The sequence below is a fragment of the Pseudomonas sp. KH_024_B2 genome, from assembly GCF_057839965.1.
The window spans coordinates 3,195,854-3,212,608 of the sequence record NZ_CM174502.1 but is presented as its reverse complement, the minus strand read 5'-3'; the positions used below and the strand labels follow the sequence as shown (position 1 = coordinate 3,212,608).

The 16,755-nt window shown below is 59.0% G+C and carries 11 protein-coding genes; 4 read left to right on the top strand and 7 right to left on the bottom strand.

Annotated elements, in window-relative coordinates; genetic code table 11:
* Nucleotides 1-59: 59 nt before the first annotated feature.
* Nucleotides 60-437, top strand: a complete 378-nt coding sequence (locus AC3I0A_RS15005) for a response regulator (protein WP_489372704.1) — start codon at nucleotides 60-62, stop codon at nucleotides 435-437.
* Nucleotides 438-615: 178 nt separating this feature from the next.
* Here AC3I0A_RS15005 and AC3I0A_RS15000 read toward each other — a convergent pair whose 3' ends face one another.
* From AC3I0A_RS15000 to mexE, 5 genes are all read right to left on the bottom strand, one after another.
* Complete coding sequence (locus AC3I0A_RS15000) at nucleotides 616-2,295, bottom strand: response regulator (protein ID WP_489372703.1); 1,680 nt, start codon at nucleotides 2,293-2,295, stop codon at nucleotides 616-618.
* A 332-nt stretch (nucleotides 2,296-2,627) separates the two neighbouring features.
* Nucleotides 2,628-3,683 carry a tetratricopeptide repeat protein gene (locus AC3I0A_RS14995; RefSeq protein WP_489372702.1) on the bottom strand — a complete coding sequence of 352 codons (1,056 nt, stop codon included), beginning with the start codon at nucleotides 3,681-3,683 and terminating at the stop codon, nucleotides 2,628-2,630.
* A 340-nt stretch (nucleotides 3,684-4,023) separates the two neighbouring features.
* On the bottom strand, nucleotides 4,024-5,448 hold the full coding sequence (locus AC3I0A_RS14990; RefSeq protein WP_489372701.1) for an efflux transporter outer membrane subunit: 1,425 nt from the start codon (nucleotides 5,446-5,448) through the stop codon (nucleotides 4,024-4,026).
* Entirely contained in the window at nucleotides 5,445-8,624 is a 3,180-nt protein-coding gene (locus tag AC3I0A_RS14985; RefSeq protein WP_489372700.1) for an efflux RND transporter permease subunit, read from the bottom strand. Before AC3I0A_RS14985 ends, AC3I0A_RS14990 begins: the two co-directional genes overlap by 4 nt.
* Nucleotides 8,625-8,636: 12 nt before the next feature.
* A complete protein-coding gene (mexE, locus tag AC3I0A_RS14980) occupies nucleotides 8,637-9,890 on the bottom strand; it encodes a multidrug efflux RND transporter periplasmic adaptor subunit MexE (RefSeq protein ID WP_489372698.1) in 1,254 nt (417 codons plus the stop codon).
* 504 nt (nucleotides 9,891-10,394) lie between these two features.
* On the opposite strand from mexE, the gene AC3I0A_RS14975 reads away from it, so the two are divergent.
* Together AC3I0A_RS14975 and AC3I0A_RS14970 are read left to right on the top strand one after the other, a co-directional pair.
* Nucleotides 10,395-10,721, top strand: coding sequence for a helix-turn-helix domain-containing protein (locus tag AC3I0A_RS14975; protein WP_489372697.1), 327 nt, complete (start codon nucleotides 10,395-10,397; stop codon nucleotides 10,719-10,721).
* Complete coding sequence (locus AC3I0A_RS14970) at nucleotides 10,705-11,964, top strand: type II toxin-antitoxin system HipA family toxin (RefSeq protein ID WP_489372696.1); 1,260 nt, start codon at nucleotides 10,705-10,707, stop codon at nucleotides 11,962-11,964. The genes AC3I0A_RS14975 and AC3I0A_RS14970 overlap by 17 nt, the downstream gene beginning before the upstream one ends.
* Nucleotides 11,965-12,066: 102 nt before the next feature.
* Here AC3I0A_RS14970 and AC3I0A_RS14965 read toward each other — a convergent pair whose 3' ends face one another.
* Both AC3I0A_RS14965 and AC3I0A_RS14960 read right to left on the bottom strand, forming a co-directional pair.
* Nucleotides 12,067-13,611: a Fic family protein gene (locus AC3I0A_RS14965; RefSeq protein ID WP_489372694.1), complete on the bottom strand. Its 1,545-nt coding sequence runs from the start codon at nucleotides 13,609-13,611 to the stop codon at nucleotides 12,067-12,069.
* 366 nt (nucleotides 13,612-13,977) lie between these two features.
* Nucleotides 13,978-14,892, bottom strand: coding sequence for a LysR family transcriptional regulator (locus tag AC3I0A_RS14960; protein ID WP_489372692.1), 915 nt, complete (start codon nucleotides 14,890-14,892; stop codon nucleotides 13,978-13,980).
* A gap of 281 nt (nucleotides 14,893-15,173) precedes the next feature.
* Here AC3I0A_RS14960 and AC3I0A_RS14955 point away from each other — a divergent pair, with 281 nt between their 5' ends.
* The gene (locus AC3I0A_RS14955) at nucleotides 15,174-16,196 is read left to right on the top strand and encodes a zinc-dependent alcohol dehydrogenase family protein (RefSeq protein ID WP_489372690.1); all 1,023 of its coding nucleotides are present in this window, start codon (nucleotides 15,174-15,176) and stop codon (nucleotides 16,194-16,196) included.
* The last annotated feature ends 559 nt before the right edge of the window (nucleotides 16,197-16,755 follow it).

Genomic DNA, 16,755 nt, shown 5'->3' with positions numbered 1-16,755 from the left:
CAACCTCTGCCTGACCCTAGGGTCGTATCTGGCAGCTATTGACCGAACAAAGGTTTTCCATGAGTGAAGATGCACAAGACGTTGTATTGATCGTCGAAGATGAACCGGTAATCCTCATGCTCCTCGCCGACTACCTGTCGGGCCTGGGCTATCGGGTATTACAAGCCGGGAACGGCGAGCAGGCCTTCGAGATTCTGGCCAGCAAACCGCATCTGGACCTCATGATCATCGATTATCGACTGCCCGGCGGCATCACTGGGGTAATGATCGCCGAACCTGCGGTCAAGCTGCGTCCGGACCTGAAAGTGATCTTTATCAGCGGCTATGCGGCTGAAATTCGCGAGTCCGGCAGCCCCATCACACGGACTGCACCGATCCTCGAAAAACCCTTCGACCTGAAAACCTTGCAAGAGAAGATTCAGGAAATGCTGGAGTAGAAACTCGTATCGCTTACGTAGCAGCTGGCGAAGCCTGCGTCAGGCCCGGTCCGCGTTCGGGCGCAGCGGTCGTAAAGGCATAAAACGCGTTTTTACTGAATAACCGTGATCGCAGGATTTACGAGGACTACGTCCTCGGACGCAGCCTTCGGCAGCTGCTACGAGATCGGCGTTCGCTTCAAACCCGAATCATTTCCCGCACCTTCGCCGTCAGTAGATCGAAGGTGAACGGTTTGGAGATCAACTGCATGCCGGGGTCGAGAAAACCTCCGCGCACCGCCGCATGCTCGGCATAACCGGTGATGAACAGCACCTTCAGCTCTGGCCTGAACTGCCGGCCAATTTCCGCCAATTGACGGCCGTTCATGCCCGGCAGCCCCACATCGCTGATCAATAGATCGATACGCTGGCCGGAGTCGAGAATCGGCAACGCGCTATCGGCATCGCCCGCTTCGACGAAGGCATAGCCCAATTCGCGCAATACTTCGCTGACCAGCATGCGTACGGCGACGTCATCCTCGACGATCAACACGGTTTCACCATTGGCGGCATAAGGCGTCTGCTGTTGATCGACCGGCGTGTCTTGCGCCGGGTCGCCGCACAAGCGTGGCAGGAACAGGTTTACCGTGGTGCCCTTGCCGACCTCGCTATCGATTGTGACATGGCCGTGGGACTGCTTGCTGAACCCATAGATCATCGACAGTCCCAACCCGGTACCCTGGCCGATCGGCTTGGTGGTGAAGAAAGGATCGAACGCACGCCTGATAATGTGCTCCGGCATGCCGCAACCGGAATCCCCGACGCTCAAGACCACATAGTCGCCCGGTTCAAGGTTGCCATAGGCCTCGGTGTATCCGCTGTCCAGGTGTTGATTGAAGGTTTTCACCAGCAGTTTTCCGCCGTTGGGCATCGCGTCACGGGCGTTGAGCACCAGGTTGAGCAGGGCGCTTTCCAGTTGGCTGGAGTCCGCTTCGGCCACCCACAGTTGCTCACTCAATTGCATCTGCAGCTGGATGCTTTCGTTGAGGTTGCGCTGCAGCAGTTCACCCAGGGAGGTGACCAGCGCGTTCATTTCCACTGGCTTGGCATCCAGCGATTGCCGACGAGAAAAGGCCAGCAGTCGGTGAGTCAGACCGGCCGCGCGGTTGGCCGAGGTCACGCCGAGATCGATCAAGCTGTCCAGATCTTCGGTACGGCCACGGGCCAGACGCCTTCGCAGCAACTCCAGGCTGCCGATGATGCCGGTCAGCATGTTGTTGAAGTCGTGGGCGATACCGCCAGTGAGTTGCCCCACCGCTTCCATTTTTTGCGCCTGACGCAGTACTTCTTCGTTGTGGCGTAATTGGGCGGTGCGTTCTTCAACCTGTTGATCGAGGGTTTTCAGGGTGTTCTGCAAGCGCCGTTCGCTTTCACTGAGGTCGATCAAGCGGTCCCGGGCTTCATATTGCCGACATCGGCTGCGAAGCGCGCTCGTCACCAGGCTGATCAGGGTCATCGGATGAAACGGCTGCTCCAGGAAGGTGACGTTGCCTAACTGTGCCCCCAGCCGTGAAGACGGGTCCTGCTCCGGGCCGTCGTGCTGCGTGAGCAACACGATGGGCAAGTCCGACCATGCCGGTTGCTGCTCAAGGTAATGCATCAAGGGTGCAAGATCTGCACCGCGCAAGGCATCGGTGGCGATGATCAGCAAGCCGGCGCCCCGTTCGAGTTCTTCGCACAATCCAGGCAGATCCTGGGCTACGACGCCACTGAAACCGGCCCCGTTGAGCACTGCGAGCTGACCGTCACTTTCCGGCGGCGCGAAAATGATCGTGCGCTGGGAGATCGGTTCGCTGATCAAGGTGTTTGAGGTAGACAAAAAAATGCCCTCTCGTGACTCGGAACAAACGGGCAGCAGGCCGGGTGGCCTGAATTCACTGCCTTCTCACTTGACCGTTGTGCACCGTGACGGTTCAACCTTTCTTTGCCGGGAAAGAATTGTGTTAGCGAATAGACCCTAATATCGATCACGAGCGAGGAATCTGTGGCGAGGGAGCTTGCTCCCGCCGGCCGGTCCGCGCTCGGGCGAAGCAGTCGTAAAATTTGAGAATGTGGTGTGTCTGACACAACGGGGTTGCAGGTTTTAGGGCCGCTGCGCGCCCCAGCGGGAGCAAGCTCCCTCGCCACAGGAGGGCAGAGGTCAACCTACAACTACAACCCCTGCTGCAACGCCGGATCATCCGGATTCTGTTGTTCCAGCTGCGCGAGCAGGATTTGCACGTTCTGCAATTGTCCGGTTTCTTTCCAGTAGTTGATCAGCAGCACCCGCGCCTTGCGATTGGCCGGCTGGCGCTGAACGATCTCTTCGAGCTGCTTTTGGGCGGCTTCGACTTCTTCTTCGGCGTGCAGTGTGGTGGCCAGGTCGTAGCGGTACTCGTTGTTGTCCGGCTCAAGCTCTACGGCTTTGGACAGGCCCAGCAGGGCGAATTCACTTTGCCCGTGATGTAGCAGCCAGAGACCCAGGGCATGTTGCAGATAAGCCGAACCGGATTGGGCTTGCAGCTGTTTGGCGAGCAACTGTCGGGCTGCGTCACTCTGACCTTGTTTGTCCAGTACCTCGACCTGCATCACTACCGCATGCAGATTCCCGGGTTCCAGGCGCAGTACCTGTTCAAGTGCCTGCTGCGCCTCCTTCAATTGCGCATTGTGCAGGTGCAAACGGGCCAGTTGGTACTGTGCCTCGACGCTCCCCGGTTGAGCCTTGAGGACTGCTTCATATTCGTCGAGCACTTGCTCCAGAGGCCCGAAGTACAAGCCCAGATCGTCCGGCGAAAGTCCCAGCAGCGCGGATGACGCGGCAAAACGTATGCGCTGTTCGGGGGCGTCGAGCAACGGTCCCAGCAACAGGCTTCTTTGTCCACCGGGCAGCAGCCCGACAATGCTTTTAATCGCCGCCTGACGAACCACCACCGAGGAGCTGAGCAGATCGGCATCCGCCAGTTTCAACGCCTGTGGGCTCGGATAGTTGGGTAATTCGGCATGCAGTCTGACGCGCTGACTGTCCGAGAGATCCGGTCGGGCCAATTGTTGGTAGAGCACTCGAGCAGCTCCCGGCAGGCCGTTGCGGGCCTGTTCCAGCGCTTTGCTGTAACCGTGCTTCACCGCAGGCGGGACCACTGGCGCAGTGCTGCGCATAAAAAACCAGGTAGTGCCGACGGCAAACACGATAAGCAAACTGATGAGCAGATAGCGGCGGGGCTTGGACATGCAGGAATCCGGGGGCTGGCAGGCTTTTGCAAAGGCGTCAGCTTCGGTCAGGAGGGGCCGCGAGTCAAACCCTGAGTCGGATCGCCGCTGGAATTCACAACACCGTGGGAGCTGGCACAAGTCTCAACACAGCGAAGATCGAATGTGGGAGCGAGCTTGCTCGCGATGACGGAATAACATTCAGCATCAATGTTGACTGACCCACCGCAATCGCGAGCAAGCTCGCTCCCACAGGATCTCAGTGTTTCCCAAAGGGCTGGAGCCAAAAAAAGCCCCGCGTCCGAATGCGGCGCGGGGCAAAAAAACGGGTTGGTTGCGGCCAACCAAAGGAGCTCTTGAATCAGTTGCTGCTGGCGACCGTCTCTGGCTGCCAGCCGCCGCCGAGGGCTTTGTAGATGGCGACGATGCCGCGGTACAGATCGACTTCGGCCTGAGCCTGGGAGTCTTCGGCCGCCAGACGTTCGCGTTGAGCGTCGAGCAGCACGAGGAAGTCCACGGTGCCTTCGCGGTAGCGGATCTGGGCCAGGTCGGCAGCGGCGCGGCTCGATTCGCTTTGACGAATCAGCGAGATCAAGCGTTGCTGACGTTTGCCGTAATCGCTGAAAGCGTTTTCCGATTCCTCCAGGGCCAACAGCACTTGCTGTTCATAGGTCGCCAAGGCGCCTTCGGCATCGGCATCGGCACCGCGCAGGCGAGCCCGCACGCTGCCCAGGTCGAACGCCGCCCAGGTGATGCTTGGGCCCAGCGCCCAGGCGCTGGCCGCCGAGGAACCGATCTGCGAACCCCGTCCGGCGGTGAAACCGAGGAAACCACTCAAGCTGACCTTGGGGAACAAGTCGGCCTTGGCCACGCCGATCCGCGCAGTCGCCGCCGCCAGTTTGCGTTCGGCGCTGAGGATGTCTGGACGACGTTGCAGCAACTCACCCGGATCACCAATCGGTAGCGCCTTGGCAATCGCCGGCAGGCTTGCCGGGCTGAGGTCGACGGTCAGTTTGTCCGGGCGCTGACCGAGCAGGGTGGCGATGCGGTTACGCTGGCGCACTTGCTCGGCTTGCAGTTGCGGCACGCTGGCTTCGACGGACGCGAGGCGCGCGTCGGCACGCACCACATCGAGCTGATCACCGACACCCGCCTCACGCAGGCTTTCGGTGATGGTGCGCGAGTCCTGCTGGTTCTTCAGGTTGGCCAGCGCGATTTTTTCCCGCAGTTGCGCGCCGCGCAGTTGCCCGTAGGCATCCACCAGTTCGGCAATCATGCTGACTTGCAGTTGGTAGAGGTCGGCTTCGACAGCCTGCTGGTCGGCATCGCTGGCTTCCAGGTTGCGCTGGATGCGCCCGAACAGGTCCAGCTCCCAGGCCATGTCGAGGCCCAGGTCGTAGCGTTCGCTGCTGACCCGTTTGGTGGTCTGGCCGGGAATCTGGCCTTTGGCCAAATCACTGCTGGCACGGCTGGTGATGGTCGGCATGGCGTCATTGCTGGCGTCATCGCGAATCGCTCGAGCCGCTTTCAAACGGGCAAAGGCCACACGCAACTCACGGTTGCCCTGCAAGGATTGAGTCACCAACCGGTTGAGGGTCGGATCGTCGAATTGCTGCCACCAGATGCCTTCGAAGCGCGCGCGGTCGAAGTTCTTCTGACCGGCGGCGCCATCGGTGGCGGCCGTGATGTTGGCCGCCTCCGTCGTTGGAGTTTTGTAGTCCGGGCCAACGGCACAGGCGCTCAAGGCCAGTGCCAGCAAGCTTGGCAGGAAGGCTTTCAGGCTCATTGTTGCGCCTCCGGTTTCAGGGCCTTGGCCGCTTTGCGGGCTTCGCCGCGCTCGACAAAACGGCGGATCAATACGTAGAACACCGGCGTCAGCAACAGACCGAAGAAGGTCACCCCGAGCATCCCGGAGAACACCGCCACACCCATGGCATGACGCATTTCCGCACCGGCACCGCTGGAGAAGACCAATGGCACCACACCCATGATGAAGGCGAACGAGGTCATCAGGATCGGCCGCAGACGCAGACGGCAGGCTTCCAGTACCGCGCTGAGCGGGTCCATGCCTTCCTCTTGCTTATCCTTGGCGAACTCGACGATCAGAATCGCGTTCTTGCAGGCCAGTCCCACCAGTACGATCAAGCCGATCTGGGTAAAGATGTTGTTGTCGCCGCCCGAAGCAATCACACCGGTGATGGCCGAGAGCAGGGTCATAGGTACGATCAGAATCACCGCCAGTGGCAGACTCCAGCTTTCGTACTGTGCCGCGAGCACCAGGAACGCCAGCAGTACACAGAGCGGGAACACGAACAACGCGGTGTTACCGGAAAGGATCTGCTGATAGGTCAGGTCGGTCCATTCGTAGGTCATGCCGTTAGGCAGTTCGTCCTTGAGCAGTTTCTCGATGGCTTTCTCGGCCTGGCCAGAGCTGTAGCCGGGTGCCGCGGCACCGTTGATTTCAGCGGTGATGAAGCCGTTGTAGTGCATCACACGGTCGGGACCCGAGGTGTCGCTGATCTTGATGAAGGTCGCCAGCGGGATCATCTCGCCTTTGTTGTTGCGCACTTTCAACTGACCGATCTGTTCAGGCTCAAGACGGAACTGTTGCTCGGCTTGAACGTTGACCTGATAGGTGCGACCAAAGCGGTTGAAGTCGTTGGCATACAGCGAACCCAGGTAGATCTGCAGGGTGTCGAAGATGTCGCTGACGGCCACGCCGTGGGTCTTGGCTTTTTCACGGTCGATAGCGGCATCGACCTGCGGCACGTTCACCGTGTAGCTGGTGAACAGGCCTGCCAGTTCCGGCACGCTGTGGCTTTTGTTGATGATGTTCATGGTTTCTTTGTACAGCTCGTCATAGCCCAGGTTACCCCGGTCTTCGATCTGCAGACGGAAACCACCGATGGTCCCCAGGCCCTGTACCGGCGGCGGTGGGAAAATCGCGATGTAGGCACCCTGGATATCAGCGAACTTTGCGTTCAGCGCGGCCGCGATGGCACCCGCAGACTGGCTCGGGTCGGTACGCTCATCGAATGGCTTGAGCGGGGTGAACACGATGCCGCTGTTCGGACTGTTGGTGAAACCGTTGATCGACAGGCCAGGGAAGGCCACCGAGTCGGCGACACCGGGTTGCTTGAGGGCGATTTCCGACATCTGCTTGATCACTTCTTCGGTGCGATCCAGGCTCGAAGCGTCGGGCAGTTGGGCAAACGCCACCAGATATTGCTTATCCTGGGCCGGAACGAAACCGGTCGGCGTGCTGGCGAACCCCATCCAGGTCAGCACCATCAGGCCTGCATAGACCAGCAGGGCGATGCCGCTGCTGCGGATCACGCGGCTGACGGTGCCGACATAGCCATGACTGGCTCGATCGAAGAAACGGTTGAACGGACGGAACAACCAGCCACCGAACAGCGTGTCGAGCACCTTCGAGAAACGGTCTTTGGGCGCGTCGTGGCTTTTCAGCAGGACTGCGGCCAGTGCTGGCGACAGGGTCAGCGAGTTGAAGGCCGAGATCACGGTGGAGATCGCGATGGTCAGGGCGAACTGCTTGTAGAACTGCCCGGTCAACCCGGAAATGAACGCTGCCGGGATGAACACCGCGCACAACACCAGCGCCGTGGCGACGATCGGCCCGGTCACTTCACGCATGGCGCGCTTGGTGGCCTCGACCGGGGTCAGTCCGAGCCCGATGTTTCGCTCGACGTTTTCCACCACCACGATGGCGTCGTCCACCACGATGCCGATGGCCAATACCAGTCCGAACAGCGACAGGGCGTTCAACGAGAAGCCGAACAGGTGCATCACGGCAAAGGTACCGATCAGCGAAACCGGAACCGCCACCAACGGAATGATCGAGGCACGCCAGGTCTGCAGGAACAGGATCACCACCAGTACCACCAGGATCAGCGCTTCGAACAGGGTATGCACCACTGCCTCGATGGAACCGCGCACGAAGATGGTCGGGTCATAGATGATGTCGAAGTCCATGCCTTCGGGGAAGTTCTTCTTCAGTTCGGTCATTTTTGCCCGAACGTCGTTGGAGATCTCGATGGCGTTGGAGCCAGGGCGCTGGAAAATCGGGATCGCTACGGCCGGCTGGTTATTGAGCAACGAGCGCAGGGCGTATTGGCTGGAGCCCAGCTCAACGCGGGCAATGTCTTTGAGGCGAGTGATTTCACCGTTATCGCCTGCGCGAATGATGATGTTCTCGAACTCTTCCTCGGAGACCAAACGCCCTTGGGTGTTGATCGACAGCTGGAACGCGGTGGCGTTCGGTGCCGGCGGCGCACCCAATGCACCAGCGGCGACCTGACGGTTCTGTTCGCGGATCGCGGTGACCACATCGGTTGCGGTCAGGTTGCGCGAAGCCGTTTTGTTCGGATCGAGCCAGACCCGCAGCGAGTAGTCGCCCATACCGAACAGTTGCACGTCGCCGACACCGCCCAGACGCGCCAGCTCATCCTTGATGTTGAGCAGGGCGTAGTTGGACAGGTAGAGCATGTCGTAGCGTTTGTCCGGCGAGGTCAAGTGCACGACCATGGTCAGGTCAGGCGATGCCTTGTCCACCGTGATACCGATCCGGGTCACTTCCTCGGGCAGCTTGGGCTCGGATCGGGTGACCCGGTTCTGCACCTGGACCTGGGCGTTGTCCAGGTCGGTACCGAGCGCGAAGGTGATGGTCAGGGTGATCTTGCCGTCAGCGGTGGACTGCGAGGACATGTACAGCATGTTCTCGACGCCGGTGATGGCTTGCTCCAGGGGAGCGGCCACGGTTTCACCGATGACTTTAGGGTTGGCACCCGGGAAGTTGGCGCGCACCACCACGGTCGGCGGAACCACTTCCGGGTATTCGCTGATCGGCAACTGGAACAGCGAGATGGCGCCGGCGATCAGGATCAGCAGCGAAAGCACCGCTGCAAAGATCGGCCGTGAAATGAAGAATTGGGAAAAATTCATCGGAGTCGCCCCTTAACCGCGTGGAGTCGCAGCAGCCAGTTTCACAACCGTACCCGGCGCGACCTTGGCAGGTGCGACTTGGGGCAGGTTGCTGGCTTCCAGCGCTTGTCGTTGTTGTGCGAGAGCCGCGAGGGTTTGCTCGCTGGCCATCGGGATCACTTCCGGTGCTAGCGGTGAGCCCGGACGTACCCGCTGCAAGCCCTTGACGATGATCGTGTCGTCTTTGTTCAGACCGCTGCGCACGATGCGCAAGCCCTCGATTTTCGGACCCAGCTCGACCGCGCGATAGACCGACTTGTTGTCGGCATCCATCACCAGCACGAACTTCTTGCCCAGGTCGGTACCGACCGCTTCATCGTTGATCAGCACGGCGGAGTAGGTACCGCTGCCCACCAGTTTCAGACGGGCATACAGACCAGGGGTGTATTCGCCTTTGCTGTTGTCGAAGACGGCGCGACCACGGATGGTGCCGGTTTTCGGGTTGACCTGGTTGTCGACGAAGTTCATCTGACCCAGGTGCGGGTTGCCATCTTCATTGGACAGGCCGAGGTAAACCGGGGTGGTTTGACCGCGTTGGCCCTCACGCGCCAGCTGGGTGTACTTGAGGTACACGCGCTCGTCGGCGTCGAAGTAGGCATAGACCTTGTCGGTGGACACCACGCTGGTCAGCGCAGTGGTATCGGCGGTCACCAGGTTGCCGGCGGTGATTTGCGCACGGCTGACGCGACCGCTGATGGGCGAGGTCACGCGGGTGAAACTCAGGTTCAGTTTGGCCAGGTCCAGTTGCGCTTGAATCGCTGCGACACCGGCACGGGCTTCCTGGGCGGCGCTGGTGCGCGAGTCGGCGAGTTCGGCGGAAATCGCATTGCTGATACGCAGACGTTCGCCGCGTTGGGCTTCGTTCTCACTGCGGGTGGCGCTGGCGCGGGCTTGTGCAACCTGGGCTTCGAGGCGGCGGACTTCGGCCTGGAATGGCCGAGGATCGATCTGGAACAGCAGGTCGCCTTTCTTGACCAGTGCGCCTTCGGTGAAAGCCACTTCATCGATCTGGCCGGACACCCGTGGACGGATCTCGACGGTTTCCGGGGCCTCAAGACGCCCGGTGAATTCGTCCCACTCGTTGACCGGTTGTTCCAGCACCCTGGCCACGCTGACCTTGGCCGCAGGCAGGGTGGCGGCAGCGTCCGGGGTCTTGCCGCAGGCGCTCATCACCAACAAGGCCAGCGCGGCCAAGGGGAAGCGCAAATGTTTGAGTGACTGTTCCATGGATGCATCCGCCAATGTATTGAGATGGGCGGATAATGCTTGGCGAGGCGGTATCGCACGAATCGAATGAAGCAAAGGTAACTATCATTCGTAATGATATAGGTGCAAAGCGAGCGCTCTAGACTGCAGCTTTCGTTAGGTGGCTATCAAATGAATTGATGACAATTCGGCGTTAAACCGAGTTGCGGCCATCGCGAGCAAGCTCGCTCCCACATAGGATGGCGGCGCACGCAAAACCCCTGTGGGAGCGAGCTTGCTCGCGATAGGGCCAGAAGCCCTCATGCAACATCAGGATCAAGCCAGACTGTCCGGATCCCCGAAGAACAGAGGCCGGGAAGGTGCTACCAGCAGGGCGAATCTTCCCTCAAGTGGCATTAATTCCAATAAATTGCAGGCAATGCCCCAAATAAAACACAAATCCAGGGAATTACGTGCCTTGAACTGAATTGTGGTTAATTCTATAATTTTGGGTATTAATCGGTGTTCAGCGACGGAAGACACGTTATGTTGGATTTAAGCTTCAGTAAGCCGAGTGAGATCGTCAAGCGACTCTGCGATCGCCTGCGCACGGAGCGGCTGGCTCTGCAGATGACGCAAGCCGATGTGGCCGGTCGCGCCGGTATCGGGACCAATACCGTGTCCAACCTCGAAGCTGGGCGCAATGTCGGGTTCGAGAATGTGGTCCGTGTGGCCATGGTCCTTGGACGAACCAAGGAGCTCGAAGGACTGTTCTTGCCAAAGCTGGACAGCCTTGAAGACATTCGCCGATACGAAAACAGTGTCAATCGTCATCGTGCCAAGAGGAAGTCCGACAATGCTCGAACAAGTTGACGTCTACTACGATGGTTGGGGTGAACGTTGGCTGTGGGGCACGCTTGTGTCTACGACCGCCATCACCGGTCGCCCACAGATTGTGTTTGAGTACAGCAATGAAGCGAAGAGTAGAGGCCTGGAGCTGTCGTCCTACACACTTCCATTGGCGGGGCCCCAGTTACGTCGAGGCTTTGCGTCCCACCAGTTGGGTCTGCCAGGGCCTGTCTATGACTCGTTGCCTGACGGTTGGGGCATGCTGCTGATGGACCGGTTGTTCAGGCGCCGCGGCCTCAACACGGCACGCATAGGACCTCTGGAACGGCTGGCCTATATTGGCAACAATGCCATGGGGGCAATGTCGTTCGAGCCCGTGGCGCCCGAGGGGCAGGAGCCGCAAGCGCATATCCCCCTTGAGCTGCTTGCGGCTGAGATTAAGGAAGTTCTCCATGGTGAAGGTGGGGAATTCCTGCAGACGTTGCTGCTGGTGGGGGGCTCGCCTCAAGGCGCCAGGCCAAAGGCGTTGGTCTATCGCGACCCTCAAACTGGAGCCTTTACCACCGCCGCCAAGCCGGGCTTTGAAGCCTGGCTGATCAAGTTCCCGGCAAAAGAAGAACATTCCGAGGTGTGTGCTATCGAAATGGTCTATGCCGAGTGCTTGCGCATGTGCGGCATCCAGACCCCGGACACGCAGCACTTCAGTCTGCCCAACGGGCTGGCAGCCTTCGCGAGTAAACGCTTTGATCGTATAGACGGTCAGCGCGTGCCCATGCAAAGCCTTGCAGCCTTTACCGGGGCCGACTACAAGTCACCGGGGGCCTTGGACTATGTCAACTTCTTGCGTGCGACACAGATGTGCACCAACGATGTGCGAGAGAAAGCTATCGCCTTCGAGCGTGCCGTCTTCAATGTCGCGTTCAACAACCGAGACGACCATCCCAAAAACTTCGCCTACGTCATGTCGCCGTCCGGTGCATGGCAGCTGGCGCCGGCCTACGACGTGACTTTCTGCGAGGGACCGGGCGGTTATCACCAGATGGACGTGATGGGCGAGGCCTTGGAGATTGACCGGGATGCAATGCTCAGACTTGCAGACGAAGCAGAGGTCGCAGTGGAGACTGCTGGCGGCATCATTGACAGAATTTGCCGCGTCGCCAGCCAGTTTGCGGCCATCGCCGAGAACATGTACCCACGCATGATCACCCAAGACACCCTGGATATCGTTCAAGGCCGAATCGACGAGAACATCGACCTGCTGCGCTAACGCCGCTGCTCGCCTACAACTTCAAACGGGTGTTGAACCTGCTGGCGGGTGCTGCATACTCGATCTGCTTTCGGTCCAAGGAACCAGCGTTGTGAATGAAGATCACTCTTCGCCGCTCCCCACTTCTCGTTCTTCGAATGCGCAGCGCACGGCTTCCACAACACGTTCCGCCCGGTGAGCGTCGTCCAGCTGCGGATACGCTTTCTTCAATTTGCCAGATACCTGCCAGCCATTTTCCTTGAGAGAGCGAATGATGCGGTTTGCGTCCTGATCCGGCATTTCCAGCACCTCTTTGAGCCGCTCCTGGGCGCGCTGGAAAATGACCAGCACACGGGCCTCATCGGCCATCTCGGTACGGACCGTATGCGCCACGACCTGTGCCGTGTACAGGACGTGTTCAGTCAGATCGGGATAGCGCCATGCGAATTGCGCATCGTCGTAGTCATCGAAGATCAGGTTGCTCGAGGTGCCGTCCTCGTAGACGACGAGTTCGCCAAACCGATAGGACGCTGCGTAACGTTGCATGAATGGCCGCGAAAACACCTCCAGCGTACGATCGTAGCGCGCCCGGAAGTCGATCGAACTCGTGATGGTGGCCGATATGGGCAAGATAACGCCATCAGGCATCGCCTTATCGCGGATCAGGGTGTCGTTGATCAGGAAGCGATGGATCCGACCATTGCCGTCCCGCATGGGGTGGATATACACAAAGGCGAAGGCGATTACAGCTGCCCGGGCCAGCGGCTCGGCGCCCCGTGTTGCTAGCTCGAATGCTTTCAGGCCTTCGAGCAGTTGCGCTAGCACCTCAAATTGCGGCGCAATGTAGTGCACGATGTCCTCGTGCATGGTCGCCTGCCCCACGAAGACTGGCGAGCGCCGCAGGCCCAGTCCGAAGGCCTCATGACCCAAAATACCGGCTTGCAACGTGTGCAGGCTGTCGTTGCTCAACGGATCCTTGATATGGCCACAGTACTTGACGATCACGTGGGCAAACCGCTGGATCCTGTCGGTTTGGTCTGCCTCTTTCTCGATCAGAAAGCTCGCACGCGACTCCTTGAGCGTCAGCCAGCTGGCCGTGCGCATCAGGATGTCGGCGCCAAAGGTTTGGTTCAGCTCGCGCAGTGCCGCATCCAGGTCAAATTGCAGCGCTTGCTGTACGGTATCGGTACGGCGGACCAGGGGGCAGAACTCCGGCACGCCGGGCAGATTATCCTTGATGCGCCAGCGCCGTATCCGCAGTGGCGCAACGCGGGCCAGGTACTGCTGCTTTGATACGGCATCGACATAGCCGCCATTGGTGACATCTGGCACATCCAGATGCTGTCCGGTCAGCCACTCGTACAGGAATCCGGTGCGGCGGGCATATTGGCCAAAGGGCGCTTGCCGGCACCAGGCTTCGATGGGCTCTGGGCCAACAGCCGCAAACAGACGGGCGAAAAACTCGAGGTGAATTTCTTCGTACTTGAGCCCAAATTCGAAATGCCCCGCGAAATTGTCCACCGGCTGGTAGCTGGCGGGATACTTGTTCTCGACATGTCCGTTGCTCTCGCGGCTCATCCGTGTCGTACCGATCACCGATTCGACACGTAGGGGTTGTGCAAGCGCGATACCGTAGCGATCGGCGAGTAGCTTGAAGCCTACTTGCATTGTCGAATCCCCTAACGAGAGCTAAAAAATGATAACCAGAAGGGGATAGTACGCGAAAACAATAATTCGATGAGCACGAAAACGCTAACGTGCGCTTAAATTTATTAACGAATGAGCTTTTTTCGCCGAAAACGATAAAGCGCTGAGGCGCCCCGTTGGACACTTGCCCTGGAGTCAGTGTCAGGGAAGCCCAGGCTTTGGTTACAATAGGAGTGCTCGGCCTGCAACCGCCCAGCAGGGTGTTCAAGGCTTGGCCGATGCCTGTAGATACGCGTTCACCCAGTCCGGAGTGACAGGGGGCAACAGCGCTTCGATGGGATAAAGCGTATAGGGCTGTGCTTGCCTTGCCGCCCAACGTTGTGGCAGTCAAAGGCTCTCAGGGTCGCCAAAGAACATCTGTATCCGCGAGCGCAACCAGCGTTCGCCCGGATCATTATCCTGCGAACCGCGCCAGGCCATGTGCAGTTCGAAGCTGCGCACCGGCAACGGCGGATCTTCGGCCCGAACGCCCCCAGCGGCGGTCAGCGCCTCGGCGGTGTAGTCGGGCACGGTGGCAACGATATCCGTACCGCTGATCAGCGTGCTGAGCCCGTTGAACTGCGGCACGGCGAGCACCACATGGCGTTTGCGGCCGAGCTTCTCCAGCTCTTCGTCGATAAACCCGCTCAGGTCACCGGCAAACGACACCAGTGCATGGGGGCGGGCGCAGAAGTCGTCCAGGCTCAAGGCGCCGGGCATGCTGTCCGCACGCAATAGTTTCGGCAGGCTGCGGCGCAAGACTTTGCGTTTGGCATTGGCTGGCAAGTCGGTGGTGTAACTGACGCCAATCGAGATTTCGCCGGACGCCAGCAACCCCGGCATTAATATGTAGTTGACCCGCCGCACCACCAACACGATGCCCGGCGCTTCGGCGCGCAGGCGTTTGAGCAGCATGGGCAGCAGAGCGAACTCAACGTCATCCGACAGACCGATACGGAACACCGCGGTGCTGGTCGCCGGGTCGAACTCGGCGGCGCGGCTCACCGCGGTGGAAATCGAATCCAGGGCAGGTGAGAGCAGGGCGAAGATTTCCACCGCCCGGGCTGACGGTTCCATGCTGCGGCCAGTGCGCACGAACAGCGGGTCGTCGAACAGTCCACGCAGGCGCGACAACGCCGCGCTGATGGCCGGCTGGCCGAGGAACAGTTTCTCCGCAGCACGGGTCACGCTGCGTTCATGCATCAATGTTTCGAACACGATCAACAGGTTCAGGTCGACACGACGCAGGTCATTACGGTTCATCTTGTGTCCTGGCAAAATCAGCAAGGAGAGTCAGTAAACTTGACGAGAGCGGCCATATGAGAACAATGGCCGGCATGAATCTTACGGGGAAAGGCTGGTACTCTGCACCGGCTAATTCAGTTTTCCTGCAATGCGGGTTCGGTTTACTACGGCATTTGACGTCGTAGCAGGAGTTGCGGAATCAATGACAGGCATGTCGACTATTAATAGCCACTGATGGTCTTGGCTGGTAAGCCCGGATAGAGTTCATGGCATTAGAGGTTACTTTGACGAGGTTTGCGATGTCCCGCACGATCCGTTTTCACAAGTTTGGTCCAGCCGAGGTGCTCAAATGCGAAGAGCATGCGGCAGCGATGCCTGCACCGGGCGAAGTGCAGGTGCGCGTCGAAGCGATTGGCATCAGCTGGTACGACATTCTCTGGCGCCAGAACCTGGCGTCGTCCCATGCTCGTCTGCCTTCGGGGCTTGGCCATGAAATGGCCGGCGTGATAACGGCGGTCGGTGAGGGCGTCGATGACCTGGCGGTGGGTGACAAGGTCGCCAGCTTCCCGGCAGAAAGCCCGAACGATTACCCGGTCTATGGCGAGCAGATCGTTCTGCCACGCTCGGCGTTGACCCGTTACCCCGACGTACTCAGCCCGATTGAAGCCAGCGTGCATTACACGCCGCTGCTGGTTGCGTACTTTGCCTACGTCGATCTGGCGCGGGTCAAACCGGGTCAGTTTGCCCTGGTGACCGATGCCAGCCATTGTGCCGGACCATCCTTTGTGCAGCTGGGTAAAGCATTGGGCGTGCGGGTCATTGCCGCGACCAAAACTGCGGATGAACGTGAATATCTGTTGTCCCTCGGTGCCGAGAAGGTGATCGTTACCGAAGAACAGGACCTGCTGATGCAGATTAACAAGTACACCGATAATCGCGGCGTCGACGTGGTATTCGATGGCCTCGGTGGGCCACAGATGTCGTTGCTCGGTGATGTGCTGGCGCCTCGTGGTAGCCTGGTGTTGTATGGCCTGCAAGGCGGCAACCAGACACCGTTCCCGGCCTGTGCGGCGTTCCAGAAGAATATTCAGTTCTTTGTGCATTGCATCGGCAACTTCACCGGCAAGCCGGAACTGGGCATCATTCAGGATCAGGTGGCATTGCAACGAGCGTTGCGCGACATCAATCAGCTGACTGCAGATCGTGTCCTGCTGCCGCTCAAGACTCGGGTCTTCCCGTTCAATCAGTTTGTCGAAGCCCACCGCTATATGGACGAATGCCCATGCCGCGAGCGGGTTGCCCTCCAGATCGAGCCTGCTTGATCATTTTCGCCAGAGCCCACTACTCCAGTGGTCTCTGGCGTTTTTGCCAGAACGAATTAACCCGCACTCTCTAACGATCGCTGAAAACTTTAGGCTCTGGCCTGTTAGTCCTTGCCAGCACTGCCCATTGAAAATGTTCCGGTTTTCGTGTGCGCGATTAAGCCCGCATCTGTAGATGTTCTGCCCCCTGAGCTGTTGAAGTTAAATGACGCTTCAGGCCGCGCATTTTAAATACTCGGCAACTGAACTGGTTTTTTGTCCGAATCTGTATCTTCCAATCATTATATAAGCCTTGATAATTGGATGGTCGTTTTCGTCTCAAGGAATGAGTCATGGTTGAAGTTAATGGGTTGTTTTGTTTTTGCCTCGAAATCCTCCCTGAAGCCCCCGCTGCACATGGTTGCACGCGTCATTCGAAAGAAACAAGGTACGTTGGATTAGTTGTGGCAGGTAACGCACGCGTGCATCTTCTTTATTTTATGTACTCATTGTTTGTGGGAAGTCGTAGGAAGTCTCCTAGGCCATGTTCATTTGCCTTTTAACAGTTCCGATGCTGCAT